Here is a 12,787-nt window from a genome sequence, read left to right as displayed (position 1 = left end):
GGAAAGTGAAAAAATGGATTGCCACGACCACTACGTGGTCTCGCAATGACGTGTATATAACCCAAAACGTCATTACGTGGTCTCGCAATGGCGAAAGTGCTTTTACCCACACGTCATTGCGAGGAGGCGTAAGCCGACGAAGCAATTGTAAGTTGTCATTCCCGCGAAGGCGGGAATCTAGAACCCTGCTTTCGCAGGGATGACACAAAAAAGATTGCTTCGTCGCTACTAAAGTAGCTCCTCGCAATGACGTACGTAAATTTGGCGTAATGTTAATCGGGTTAGCTTTAAGTAGGTATTTTATAATTATGGAATTACTTGGTGAATATAGAAATAATTACAATTTAAGTCATCTAACTTGGTTTAAAGTTGGTGGATCTGCGGAGATATTTTTTAAACCATCAGATTCATCAAGCTTAGCAGATTTTGTAGCACAAAATCAACAACAGAGACCAATAACTGTTTTAGGGGCTGGATCAAATATTATTATTAGAGATGGTGGTATAGAGGGAGTTGTAATAAAACTTGGTCAAAATTTTACTAATATAGAATTAATGCCGGATAATCAAATATCGGTAGGGAGCAGTTGCCTTAATTTTAATCTTGCTAAATTTTGTCAGATACATTCAATTACTGGCTTTGAGTTTCTAAGCGGTATACCAGGTACTATAGGTGGTGGAGTGGTAATGAACGCTGGTGCCTATAACTCGGAATTTAAAGATATTATCCTAGCAATTGAAGCAATAGACTCAAGAGGGAATTTTATCACCATCCCTAACGAGGAGATAGGTTTTAAATATCGTGGTAACAATTTACCACAAGATTTAATTATAACCAAGGCGATCTTTAAGACAGCTATAGGAGATAGTAATATGATCCTAGACAAAATGAATGAAATAAATAAAAATAGATTAGCAAGCCAACCGATTAAAGAACGTACTGGTGGTAGTACATTTGCTAATCCAGAAAATCATAAAGCATGGCAACTAATCGATCAAGCTGGTATGAGGGGATACAAAATTGGCGGAGCTTCTATCTCACAATTACATTGTAATTTTATGATAAACCACGGCAATGCCTCTGCTCGTGATTTAGAGGAGCTTGGTGATCTTGTTAAAAAAAAGGTATTTGAAAATAGTGGAATTAGTCTAAAATGGGAAATTAAAAGAATAGGGAAATATGCATAAATATCAAACAAGCTTTATTGCTAATTCTAAGGTTACAATATTGAGTGATAAAGGAAAAAAACACGTGGCAGTAGTAGGCGGCGGTATGTCGGCTGAGCGAGAAGTTTCTTTAGTATCATCTTCGGGAGTTAACCAAGCTTTGGTAGATAGTGGATATAAAGTTACTTTTATAGATATGGGAGTAGATATTGCTTCAGTATTGTTGCAGATAAAACCTGATATAGTTTATAATTGTTTACATGGTACTTATGGTGAAGATGGTTGTCTGCCTGGATTACTCAATATCCTAAGGATTCCTTATACTCATAGTGGAGTTCTTGCTTCTTCTTTAGCATTTAGTAAAATACATGCAAAAGCATGGTTTGTTGCCAATGATATTAAGACAGCCAAGAGTATTATCGTTAATAAATCTGATAATATCAAGAGTGATCCTATGCCAAGACCATATGTGATAAAACCTCTTACCCAAGGATCAAGTATAGGTGTTGAAGTAATCTTTGTTGAGGATGATTTTAACTTTGCTGATTATAATTTTCCTTATGGTGATCAGGTAATGATTGAAGAATATATTAAGGGGCGAGAAATGCAGGTAGCCGTTCTAAACGGTAAAGCTTTAGGGGTATTGGAAATAAAACTTCTGAAACGACGTTTTTATGATTATGAGACTAAATACACAGATGGATTTGCCGAGCATTTATGTCCAGCTCCATTACCACAAAATATATATGATAAGTTACTAGAAGAGTCGGAAAGAATATATCAAACTATCAATTGCAGAGGTGTAGTTAGAGCAGAGTTTATTTTTGATGAAAGCAAGAATGAATTTTTTACTCTAGAAGTTAATACTCATCCTGGTATGACTTCCTTATCGATTATACCAGAAATAGCTGCCTTACAGGGGATGGATTTCCGTACACTAGTTGAAAGAATTTTAGAAACAGCATGTATTGACACATGAAGAGGAATAAAGCGTCTAATAAGAAGAAAAAAGCCAATATACCTTTACGACGAAAGTTGGCAGTGCTGTATATTAGAGTGGTATTTTTTGTTAAAATTGCCCTGGTAATTTTGTTGTCTGCATTTTTCTTTACTAGCTATTTTGCTCCTGTAAGACAAGAAATGATCCAAAATATTTACGAATTCACTTCTGATATTGGCTTTAAACTTGAAAATGTTTTAATAGAAGGGCAATATAATACTAAGGAAGAAGATATATTGGCTACTTTAAATGCTGATAAGGGTACACCTATTCTTTCTTTAGATATGGGGGCAATAAAGAGTAATTTGGAACATAATCCTTGGATTAGAAATGTTGCAATTATCGAGAGAAGATTACCTAATACTATTTACATAAGATTAATTGAGAGAGTGCCTATTGCTATCTGGCAGTTTAATGGGAAAGTTTTCCTTATTGATGAAGAAGGGTATAAAATTACCAATGATATAGGTATGTTCTCTAATCTTCTACATGTTGTGGGATCGGATGCTAATATTTATACTAGCAAATTAATTCAAGATTTAGCCAGACACCCTGAATTAGCTAAAAAAGTCGTTTCTTCCGTACGTTACGGAGAAAGGCGCTGGGATTTAAATTTAGAGCAAGGTATAATTGTTAAAATGCCAAGTTTAGGATTTGACCATGCTTTAGATTACCTTGCAGGATTGGATATGAAAAATATATTATTTAATCAAAATTATAAAACTATAGATTTACGAGATTCTAGTAAGTCTTATATAGAAAAATATTAGAAATTATGAAAGCCTTATTGTCTAATTTCGTGACCCTTGACCTTGGCAGTAGTAAAATAGCTGGTATTGCAGCATATATCGACAAAAGAGAGGATGTAAAAATAGTAAGCCAGATTTTGCATCACTCGAAAGGTATTAAATCAGGAGTCATATTAGATTTAAAAGATGCAGAAAATAGCATAGTTGGAGCGATCTATGCATTAGAAAAAGATTGCGGTAAAAACATAAAAAAAATAACTATATCACTAACAGGCTATGGCACTAAGTCTTATTATGCAAATAGTAAAATAAAACTTTCTAATCAGCCAATTTCACAACAGGATATCAAAAAACTTATCAAAAAAGCCTTATTGGAATTTAGGATTAAAGATCAAGAAATTATTCATTATTTTCCTATAGAATTTACTCTTGATGATAATAATGCTATTGAAGATCCAATCGGGATGTTTGGTAGAGAATTAGGATGTGAATTACATATCATTACAGCCAGTTCTAATATGCTGATGAATATTACCAATTGTTTTACAAAATGTCATGTTGAAATAAATAATATTATACTAGCAATTTACGCGTCAGGAATTGCTTGTCTTTCAGAAGATGAAAAAAATCTTGGCTCTATTATAATCGATATGGGAGCAAGAACTACCTCTTTTGGTGTGTTTGTTTCAGGTAAATTGATATATACAAGCTACATAGATATAGGTAGTTTTCATATTACATCTGATATAGCAAAAGTATTTTCAGTAAGCCTAAACGTTGCAGAAAAACTCAAAATTCTACATGGTAATGCCATGCCATCTTCTCTTGACAAAGATAATATTATTAATTTAGAAGATTTCGAAATGGAAATTCCTGATAGTGGTAGACCGCCAATTACCTCAAAATATCTTGCACATGTCATTAGCCCAAGAGTAGAAGAAATATTATTGATGGTTCAAGCAGAGCATGATAGAGTTGTGGCAGGCAATATGGTCGCTTATCGCATTGTTATCACCGGAGGAGGGTCAATGCTCCGAGGAGTAAAAGAACTAGCAAGCAAAATTTTTGAGAAACAAGTACGAATTGGTAAACCAGAAATCTTACCAGGTTTTGCTGAGGATTATAATCCCCATATATACTCCGCTGCTGTAGGTATGGTAAAAAACCAATCTTTAAAAATACAAAAGAATAATTTTGATGTTACAGATACTAATGATGCTAGTTGGTTTAAAAAATTTCTAATTTGGCTAAAAGAAAATATCTGAAGATAATAAATATAGTGAAACCTATTGAATTAGGTGATATTATATGATAAAAATAGAGCTAACCTGGAAAGGTTTTGGATAGCCTTCCGTCATTGCGAGGAAGACCTAAGGTCGACGAAGCAATCCAAGAGCATGGATTGCCACGACCACTACGTGGTCTCGCAATGACGCCTGGGTTCTCAAGCACTTATTCGGATTAGCTATATAATAATAGCACCTAATTCAATATGTTTTACTATATATGGATATATATTTAGAGCAATTATAGCGTTCATTAAATTTATAAGGCAAATGTTATGACTAAACTTACTGAAATTATTAACGACTTGCGTGCAGGAGAAGATATTAAGGAAATATTCTTGTACAGAGAAAGAATAGGTAATGAGGAAGTTAAGTTACTAATACAAGCCTTAGAGAAGTATACCAATACTGTGATAGAGATAGATTTAAGCCACAACCATATAAGCAAAGAGGGAGCTGGGTTGATAGCATGCTTCTTAGAGAAAAACAGTTCTGTAATGCATATAGATTTGAGATGGAACAAGATAGACAATGATGGGGCTAGGTTGATATTACAAGCCTTACGGAAGAACAATACCGTGACAGAAATGGATTTGTTTGGTAATAAGAGTTTGTATGCTAACGGAATAGACTATAGCTTAATAGCAAGTATAGATAAAATATTAGAGAAAAATATACTACGAGCTAAAAAAGCATTATCTAAGAAGAGTGATCAAGGAATAGATTCGGTACAAGAAAAACTACCTGTTACTGATACAAACCAAGAAAAGAGTAAAAACATCTCTAAAGAAGTACAACAATTGAAAAAAGTTGGGCAAGAGCAGAAATCAGAACAACAAGAAGAGATGAATACAACACTTGCCCAAATAATAAATAAACAGACTATGCAGGATGATATTCTGAAACTTATTGTACAAAAATTAGATGTAGTAACAGGAGAAATCAAGCAGCTTAAGGAGCAGTCCTCAGGACAACAGAAGATAGAAAATAGCTCAGGGACAGAGAGTATAGGTGAACATTTGGAATTGTTGTTAGGTGTTGTAGATCAAGCAGATTAATATAGACCTCCTTCGAAACTTGCTTGTGTGCAAGGGTGTGAAGGAGACACTTCACCTTGAACCGCAGCGTACTCTAATGTACGTGAGGATTCGAGCATAGCAATTATCTTTTATCTAAATTTTCAAAAAAAATAAAAATATTTATCTAAATAACAAAACAACGTTTTTGTTGAATAAGTTTATGGCACACTTCAAGTAGTTTACGCATGCATGCAACTATAGCAACTTTCTTAGGTTTAAAAGGCTCTGTCCAGAAAAGTGTGTAAATTTCGAGATAGGTTATATATAAAAATATAACAAAAAAGGAAATTACATGAATAAAAAAACAAATGAATCAATAAAGCAAGCAGTAGATTTATTAATAGATAATGATACAGATGTAAGCACAATACTGAAAGAAGGAGGATTATTAAAAGAATTGACCAAACGCTTGATAGAGAAGGCATTGCAGTCAGAATTGAATAATCATCTAGGCTATGATAAATACAGTCGTGTAGATAATGATAATGCTCGTAATGGTATAACTAGCAAAAAACTGATCTCCGAACATGGAGCGGTTGAGATAGAAGTACCAAGAGATAGGCGTAGTACCTTTGAACCAGCAATACTACCGAAAAGACAAAAACGTTTTGATGGTTTTGATGATAAAGTCTTATCATTATATGCTAAAGGTATGAGTGTATCTGATATTAAGGTTCAATTACAAGAGTTGTATAGTGTTGAAATAAGTGAGAGTTTAATCAGTCAGATCACCGATGATGTAATGGATGATGTAAAAGCTTGGCAGAGTAGACCGTTAGAAGAGATATATCCGATAGTATTTTTTGATTGTTTAGTAGTAAAAGTTAGGCAAGACAAAAGGATAATTAACAAGGCAATATATGTTGCATTAGGGATTGATTTATCTGGTAGAAAAGATATATTGGGATTATGGATCAGTGAAAATGAAGGGGCAAAATTTTGGCTTGGTAATTTTACTGAAATGAAAAATAGAGGATTAAAGGATATACTGATTGCCTGTAGTGATAATCTTACTGGTATGTCTGAGGCGATAGAAGCAGTTTATCCAAAAACAGAACATCAATTATGTATTGTACATCAGATTAGAAATAGTTTAAAATACGTATCATATAAAGATAGGAAGCAGGTGGCTAGCGATTTAAAGCCGATATATACTGCAGCAACGGAAGAACAAGCACATTTAGCTTTAGTATATTTTGAAGAAAAATGGAATAAACAATATCCACAAATTGCCAAATCATGGTATAATCATTGGGATAATTTAATGATTTTTCTAGGATATCCAGAGGCAATTAGAAAGGTAATTTATACCACTAATTCAGTTGAATCTGTTAATAGTCAATTGCGTAAAGTAACAAATAATAAGCGTGTTTTCCCTAGTGATAGTGCTGTTTTTAAAAGCTTATATTTGACAATTGACTATATGACCAAAAAATGGACTATGCCTATTCCCAACTGGAATGAAGCTATGGCTCATTTGATGATCAAATTTGAAGATAGGCTTAACAAAATTTAATGACCTATTTTGGAAATTTACACACTTTTCTGGACAGAGCCGTTTAAAATTGTTAACAAGTCTATCATATAAAGTTTTTAAATATTGAAAACCATTTTTGCCAGTTAATACAGCCATATATAAAGCATCCCGTGGTATTTTCCTACCGCCTCTAATAAATCTTCGTCCTTGCTTATTACCACTATCACGGGCATAAGGAGCTATCCCCACAATTGCTGACAATTCGTTACTACTATAATTTTTATCCCCCAATTCAGGTACAAAACTAATTAGTTTTGTAGCCAAACATTTACCAATACCAGGTACAGTCTCTAATATTTTCACCTTCTCTTTTAACTCTTCTGACTCATCTATTACCTCACTTAATTTTTTATCAAGCTCAGCTATTTCATTCTGTAAAAATTTAATGAGCTTTTCTATACTCTCTTTATCAATACCATCAATACTATGATGTAGCCTCTTCTTTTCATTACTCAGTATTAGAACTAAATCTTCCCGCCTTTGCTGATACCTCTTCAAAGTCTCGGATTCAACTTGATATACATAATTTGCTGAAAGTTGCATTTTATCGCCATAATATGCTAATTTAAATGCATCCTTCTTATCAGTTTTACATAAATTCACCGATTTACTAAATGAATTAAAACTATATGTATTGACCCTATGTATCTGTTGTTTATTATTATACAATTTTTGGCAAATCTCAGCTTCATAACCTCCAGTAGGCTCACATACTATTAGCTTAATCTCGTCATTCTTTATTAGTGTTATCAGTTCTTCATGCCCTAACTTATCATTGGAAAAACGATTATATATCGGTTTATTGTTAGACTCATATAAACATATATCTAACCATTTTTTACTTACATCTAGACCTATTATTTTACTCATGATATAATCTCCTTCATCTTATTGTGCAAGGCTGCTGCTTCCAGCACCTTCTGCAATTTGTTCAAAGCAAACTTTGTAAGAGGGTACTTATTCTATGCTCGATTATCTCAATCAAGTACCCCACAAGTCACCCTCTTACAATTATTTATATCACATTCTCAAGATATAAGTACCCTACATTTTTTATTTTGTAGTGAAAGTGTAATTCGACATAATGTACCAATTTAAGGAAAAAAAACCGATCTCTAACCGTCATTGCGAGGAGCCACTTTAGGCGACGAGGCTCTGTCCAGAAAAGTGTGTAAATTTCCAAAATAGGTCATTAAATTTTGTTAAGCCTATCTTCAAATTTGATCATCAAATGAGCCATAGCTTCATTCCAGTTGGGAATAGGCATAGTCCATTTTTTGGTCATATAGTCAATTGTCAAATATAAGCTTTTAAAAACAGCACTATCACTAGGGAAAACACGCTTATTATTTGTTACTTTACGCAATTGACTATTAACAGATTCAACTGAATTAGTGGTATAAATTACCTTTCTAATTGCCTCTGGATATCCTAGAAAAATCATTAAATTATCCCAATGATTATACCATGATTTGGCAATTTGTGGATATTGTTTATTCCATTTTTCTTCAAAATATACTAAAGCTAAATGTGCTTGTTCTTCCGTTGCTGCAGTATATATCGGCTTTAAATCGCTAGCCACCTGCTTCCTATCTTTATATGATACGTATTTTAAACTATTTCTAATCTGATGTACAATACATAATTGATGTTCTGTTTTTGGATAAACTGCTTCTATCGCCTCAGACATACCAGTAAGATTATCACTACAGGCAATCAGTATATCCTTTAATCCTCTATTTTTCATTTCAGTAAAATTACCAAGCCAAAATTTTGCCCCTTCATTTTCACTGATCCATAATCCCAATATATCTTTTCTACCAGATAAATCAATCCCTAATGCAACATATATTGCCTTGTTAATTATCCTTTTGTCTTGCCTAACTTTTACTACTAAACAATCAAAAAATACTATCGGATATATCTCTTCTAACGGTCTACTCTGCCAAGCTTTTACATCATCCATTACATCATCGGTGATCTGACTGATTAAACTCTCACTTATTTCAACACTATACAACTCTTGTAATTGAACCTTAATATCAGATACACTCATACCTTTAGCATATAATGATAAGACTTTATCATCAAAACCATCAAAACGTTTTTGTCTTTTCGGTAGTATTGCTGGTTCAAAGGTACTACGCCTATCTCTTGGTACTTCTATCTCAACCGCTCCATGTTCGGAGATCAGTTTTTTGCTAGTTATACCATTACGAGCATTATCATTATCTACACGACTGTATTTATCATAGCCTAGATGATTATTCAATTCTGACTGCAATGCCTTCTCTATCAAGCGTTTGGTCAATTCTTTTAATAATCCTCCTTCTTTCAGTATTGTGCTTACATCTGTATCATTATCTATTAATAAATCTACTGCTTGCTTTATTGATTCATTTGTTTTTTTATTCATGTAATTTCCTTTTTTGTTATATTTTTATATATAACCTATCTCGAAATTTACACACTTTTCTGGACAGAGCCGGCGACGAAGCAATCCATAAAAGTAACCAAAAATGGATTGCTTCGTCGTGCTTACACACTCCTCGCAATGACGTTTATGCATTTCCCAAAACAGATTCTTATATCATTAGTTGCGACTTTTAAACTGCCCTGAGACCACGTGAGTGTAGTGACAATCCACATTCATTAGATTGCCAAAACTTAAACTCCTGTATCATCATTATCAGAAACACCTAATGCTTTTATTTCCTCTTCTGATAGGCTCATTGCTATCGAATCTAATTCTTGTGTACTAGTATTGCACTCAGGTTCTTTAGGAAGAGTAGATAAATAAGATGTTTCATCTATTTCAGTAATTTTTTCGTTTTTAAGATCATTATTCTGCAAGTGCGCAAAATCCTGATTTTTTAATAATTCTAAAATAAAATAATGGGACTCAGGTTCAAGTTGAAACATTAATTTCCAAGATTCTGCTTTATCTATTATATATTGTTGTAATTTATTACTATCCTTATAATCTTTATATTTATAGTATTCATATGACTTAGCTAATGCCCATAAGCTTTCATAAGCAAAGTCTTTTGTGTCAGAAGATATGTATACTTGCAGCAAAACTGCATAACTCTATTAAATTTTTTTGGTAGTATGAATTTATTTTATAAATTTGGGTTCCTACTATGCAAATATCACCGATTAGTAAAAAAACTGGTTGAAAAACTATCAGTTATACTATAACATTTCAATTATTAAACGTAATGAATGAATCAAAATGAAAAAGCCAAAAGTAGCGACCTTAAGTGCTGAGGAACGAGAAGAACTAATACAACATATTAAGGCAAGTTCATTAACAGGAGATGATCAGCAAGCGGTGATAGAACTTGTGAAATTTTGTAACGAACTAATAGACAAGCTAGCATCATCAAACATCAGTATAAATAAGCTTAAGGAGATGATGATTGGTTTTAAGGCAGATAACAAAAAAAAGATAGTTCAGATTCATTAAAAGAACCACCGAGTGAATCTGATAATAAGAATGGTGGTAATGAAGAAGAGTACGATGAGTCCAAGAAGAGAGATCGCAGTAATTGGCAAGGTAAATATGGATTTGATGATTATCAGGATGCGAATACCAGCTATTTATCTCCTGAGAATTTTTGTAGTGGTGATAGCTGTCCTCACTGTGATAATGGTAAACTCTATAATAGTGAAGCTAGAAAATTGCTACAATTTACAGGTAATGCTCCAATTACAGTCAACAGATATGTAAAGAAAACGTTACGCTGTAATGCTTGCGATTATACAGTTATGAACAATAAGAATATCAACAAATGGACAAATAGTAGCAAAAGTGCAATAGTGTTACAAAAGACCTACGGTACTCCCTTCTATCGTTTATCTAGGTTGCAAAGTTTAAGCGGGGTTCCTGTATCATATAGCACTCTGTGGCAACAATATTTAGATGTTTGGCAAGAAGATGGTGGAGCTGAAATTTACAGGGTATTATTAGAAATGGCTGCCGAATGTAGTTCACTGAACCTTGATGATACTAGAGCCAGGATTTTAGAAATTACTGTAGCCAATAAAAAATTACGAGCTCAAAATAAGAAAGGACGCAGTTGTTATACCACTACTATATGTGCTAAGACTGCCAATAATGAGGTGATAGTTTTATATTTTACCGGTAATAAGCATGGCGGGGAAAATATTGGTAACGTACTAAAGAATCGTAAGAATAGGACTGATTCTATTCATTTAATGACTGATGCAAGTAACAATAATAACCCGGTATTATCAGAAGCAGATAAAGAATTACTGGCAATAATAGTGATGATCAATTGTTTGTCACATGGGCAGAGAAAATTTACAGAGAATGAACCATATTACCCTGAAGAATGCGGATATTTTCTCAAACAGACTGGTGGGATTTACCATAATGAACATCAATGTAAAGAGATGAGCCTTGAGGAAAAGCTGAAGTACCATCAGGAACATAGCAGTAAATATATAGAAAACATATATAACAAAATAGACGAATTATTTAACGACAAGAAAGTTGAGCCTAATAGTAGGTTTGGGCAAGCTATGAAATATTGGTTAAATAATAAAGAAGGTTTGACGCAATTTTTGAAAATTCCAGTTAGCAGTCTTGATAATAATTGGGCTGAGAGGTCACTACGTACCATTATTTTACAAAGGAAGAATTCATTATTCTTTAAAACAATCAATAGTGCTGAGATACATAGTGGTCTGTATAGTATAGTAAAGACTTGTAGTGAGAACGAGATCAATGCCTTTAAATATTTAAATTGGCTGCAAGAGCAGAGCAGCAAAGCAAAGAAGCATCCTACGAATTATACGCCTTTTGCCTATGCAAGATATATAAATAATACGGAATTAATAGAGACAGCAGCTTAAATGACAGGACGCCAATCATTAGAGAGTTTGGCATAACTAGGATCGCCATTATGAATAAGAATGTGTAAGGTTCTATAACAAATCTGATAAGATGAATTATCAGATGGGGAAAGTTTTGCCGTAAATTTACCTTTGGATAGGCGTTTAGAGCATAACCAAAAGCCTTGACCATCAAAGGACAAAATTTTAATGGCAGTTCTGTTTTTATTATAGAATAAAAACAAGGAACCATTAAGAGGGTTGGAAGAAAGTTTTTGTCTGCAAACAGCTATTAAACCATCGATACCCTTACGAAAGTCGATGGCAATAGTGGCAACAAAAATAACTGACTGAGGGGTTAGTTGCAGCATAGAAATGTCTGAATTATGATTTTTGGATCCAATGTTTGGATAATAAGCTTGGTACCATTTGGTTTAATAATGTGGCAAGTGTAGTAATTTTGTTTGGGAGTAGCCACAGGATCAGTATCTATAGAATTTACTAGTTGAAATGGAAGGAAATTAATATCTTGTTGCAGTTTTGCTGCAAGTATACGTTGAATTGAACTAATTATTGTTTTATTAATATTGAGATGTTTGGCTATATCTTTGCAAGAATAGTGATGGAGTAGCTGGCGAACTAATTCCTTTAGATGGTTTGGTATGGGATCAAACTTGTTAGTTTTAGTTTGACGCCAGGCTTTAAATTGCTGAGCTACTTGCTCAATAGTAATTGATGGTATTTGCATAGTAGGAACCCAAATTTATAAAATAAATTTTATACTAACAAAAAAATTAGATAGAGTTATGCAGTTTTGCTGCAAGTATACGATTGGTCTCTTGTTACCAAAGGAAATATAAGCAATCCCTTGAAACACTACATAAGAGAAATCCTTAGGACGAAAATGAAAATTTTGCCCCTCATCCTGAATAACTTTACTAGTTATAGCACTTAACATATATGTTCATATTAGAAAAAGATATTTTGTATTTGAGGCAAGTTGTAGAACATTAAAAATAATAGACCTCCTTCGAAACTCGCTTGTACGCAAGGGTATGAAGGAGACACTTCGTCTCGAACCGCAGCGTATTCTAATGTACGTGAGGATTC

The 12,787-nt window shown here is 33.4% G+C and carries 17 protein-coding genes; 10 read left to right on the top strand and 7 right to left on the bottom strand.

Annotated features, from left to right (window positions below; genetic code table 11):
• Positions 1 to 5: 5 nt before the first annotated feature.
• The 7 genes from ACQH2P_RS07850 (at position 6) to ACQH2P_RS07820 (ending at position 6,796) form a co-directional block, all read left to right on the top strand.
• Complete coding sequence (locus ACQH2P_RS07850; RefSeq protein ID WP_425363708.1) at positions 6 to 203, top strand: hypothetical protein; 198 nt, start codon at positions 6 to 8, stop codon at positions 201 to 203.
• A gap of 105 nt (positions 204 to 308) precedes the next feature.
• Complete coding sequence (gene murB / locus ACQH2P_RS07845) at positions 309 to 1,187, top strand: UDP-N-acetylmuramate dehydrogenase (protein WP_425363707.1); 879 nt, start codon at positions 309 to 311, stop codon at positions 1,185 to 1,187.
• Positions 1,180 to 2,145 carry a D-alanine--D-alanine ligase gene (locus tag ACQH2P_RS07840; RefSeq protein ID WP_425363706.1) on the top strand — a complete coding sequence of 322 codons (966 nt, stop codon included), beginning with the start codon at positions 1,180 to 1,182 and terminating at the stop codon, positions 2,143 to 2,145. Before murB ends, ACQH2P_RS07840 begins: the two co-directional genes overlap by 8 nt.
• Complete coding sequence (locus tag ACQH2P_RS07835; RefSeq protein WP_425363705.1) at positions 2,142 to 2,936, top strand: cell division protein FtsQ/DivIB; 795 nt, start codon at positions 2,142 to 2,144, stop codon at positions 2,934 to 2,936. The genes ACQH2P_RS07840 and ACQH2P_RS07835 overlap by 4 nt, the downstream gene beginning before the upstream one ends.
• A 5-nt stretch (positions 2,937 to 2,941) precedes the next feature.
• Positions 2,942 to 4,180: a cell division protein FtsA gene (gene ftsA / locus ACQH2P_RS07830; protein WP_425363704.1), complete on the top strand. Its 1,239-nt coding sequence runs from the start codon at positions 2,942 to 2,944 to the stop codon at positions 4,178 to 4,180.
• 296 nt (positions 4,181 to 4,476) lie between these two features.
• The gene (locus ACQH2P_RS07825) at positions 4,477 to 5,259 is read left to right on the top strand and encodes a leucine-rich repeat domain-containing protein (RefSeq protein WP_425363703.1); all 783 of its coding nucleotides are present in this window, start codon (positions 4,477 to 4,479) and stop codon (positions 5,257 to 5,259) included.
• Between the two features lie 313 nt (positions 5,260 to 5,572).
• Complete coding sequence (locus ACQH2P_RS07820) at positions 5,573 to 6,796, top strand: IS256 family transposase (RefSeq protein ID WP_425362497.1); 1,224 nt, start codon at positions 5,573 to 5,575, stop codon at positions 6,794 to 6,796.
• Here ACQH2P_RS07820 and ACQH2P_RS07815 read toward each other — a convergent pair.
• From ACQH2P_RS07815 to ACQH2P_RS07800, 4 genes are all read right to left on the bottom strand, one after another.
• Positions 6,683 to 7,687 (bottom strand): IS110 family transposase, encoded by a 1,005-nt coding sequence (locus tag ACQH2P_RS07815; RefSeq protein WP_425363702.1) that lies wholly within the window; start codon positions 7,685 to 7,687, stop codon positions 6,683 to 6,685. The genes ACQH2P_RS07820 and ACQH2P_RS07815 overlap by 114 nt on opposite strands.
• Before the next feature lie 322 nt (positions 7,688 to 8,009).
• A complete protein-coding gene (locus tag ACQH2P_RS07810) occupies positions 8,010 to 9,233 on the bottom strand; it encodes an IS256 family transposase (RefSeq protein WP_425362497.1) in 1,224 nt (407 codons plus the stop codon).
• Between the two features lie 24 nt (positions 9,234 to 9,257).
• On the bottom strand, positions 9,258 to 9,386 hold the full coding sequence (locus tag ACQH2P_RS07805) for a hypothetical protein (protein ID WP_425363701.1): 129 nt from the start codon (positions 9,384 to 9,386) through the stop codon (positions 9,258 to 9,260).
• A 98-nt stretch (positions 9,387 to 9,484) separates the two neighbouring features.
• Positions 9,485 to 9,895, bottom strand: coding sequence for a hypothetical protein (locus ACQH2P_RS07800; protein ID WP_425363700.1), 411 nt, complete (start codon positions 9,893 to 9,895; stop codon positions 9,485 to 9,487).
• 157 nt (positions 9,896 to 10,052) lie between these two features.
• Here ACQH2P_RS07800 and ACQH2P_RS07795 point away from each other — a divergent pair, with 157 nt between their 5' ends.
• From ACQH2P_RS07795 to ACQH2P_RS07785, 3 genes are read left to right on the top strand one after another with little or no spacing between them, the layout of a single operon-like run.
• The gene (locus ACQH2P_RS07795; protein ID WP_425362589.1) at positions 10,053 to 10,286 is read left to right on the top strand and encodes a hypothetical protein; all 234 of its coding nucleotides are present in this window, start codon (positions 10,053 to 10,055) and stop codon (positions 10,284 to 10,286) included.
• A gap of 30 nt (positions 10,287 to 10,316) precedes the next feature.
• Positions 10,317 to 10,550, top strand: a complete 234-nt coding sequence (locus tag ACQH2P_RS07790) for a hypothetical protein (protein WP_425362621.1) — start codon at positions 10,317 to 10,319, stop codon at positions 10,548 to 10,550.
• A 38-nt stretch (positions 10,551 to 10,588) separates the two neighbouring features.
• On the top strand, positions 10,589 to 11,698 hold the full coding sequence (locus ACQH2P_RS07785) for an IS66 family transposase (RefSeq protein WP_425363645.1): 1,110 nt from the start codon (positions 10,589 to 10,591) through the stop codon (positions 11,696 to 11,698).
• On the opposite strand, the gene tnpB is transcribed toward ACQH2P_RS07785, so the two are convergent.
• From tnpB to ACQH2P_RS07770, 3 genes are read right to left on the bottom strand one after another with little or no spacing between them, the layout of a single operon-like run.
• The gene (gene tnpB, locus ACQH2P_RS07780) at positions 11,695 to 12,048 is read right to left on the bottom strand and encodes an IS66 family insertion sequence element accessory protein TnpB (protein ID WP_425363646.1); all 354 of its coding nucleotides are present in this window, start codon (positions 12,046 to 12,048) and stop codon (positions 11,695 to 11,697) included. The two genes, ACQH2P_RS07785 and tnpB, sit on opposite strands and share 4 nt — an antisense overlap.
• Positions 12,036 to 12,425, bottom strand: coding sequence for a hypothetical protein (locus ACQH2P_RS07775; protein WP_425362660.1), 390 nt, complete (start codon positions 12,423 to 12,425; stop codon positions 12,036 to 12,038). Before ACQH2P_RS07775 ends, tnpB begins: the two co-directional genes overlap by 13 nt.
• Positions 12,426 to 12,440: 15 nt before the next feature.
• Positions 12,441 to 12,635, bottom strand: a complete 195-nt coding sequence (locus ACQH2P_RS07770) for a hypothetical protein (RefSeq protein ID WP_425363699.1) — start codon at positions 12,633 to 12,635, stop codon at positions 12,441 to 12,443.
• Positions 12,636 to 12,787: the final 152 nt, after the last annotated feature.

The organism is Candidatus Tisiphia endosymbiont of Hybos culiciformis (assembly GCF_964030975.1).
Taxonomy (GTDB): domain Bacteria; phylum Pseudomonadota; class Alphaproteobacteria; order Rickettsiales; family Rickettsiaceae; genus Tisiphia.
This window is presented reverse-complemented; position numbering and strand designations above follow the sequence as displayed.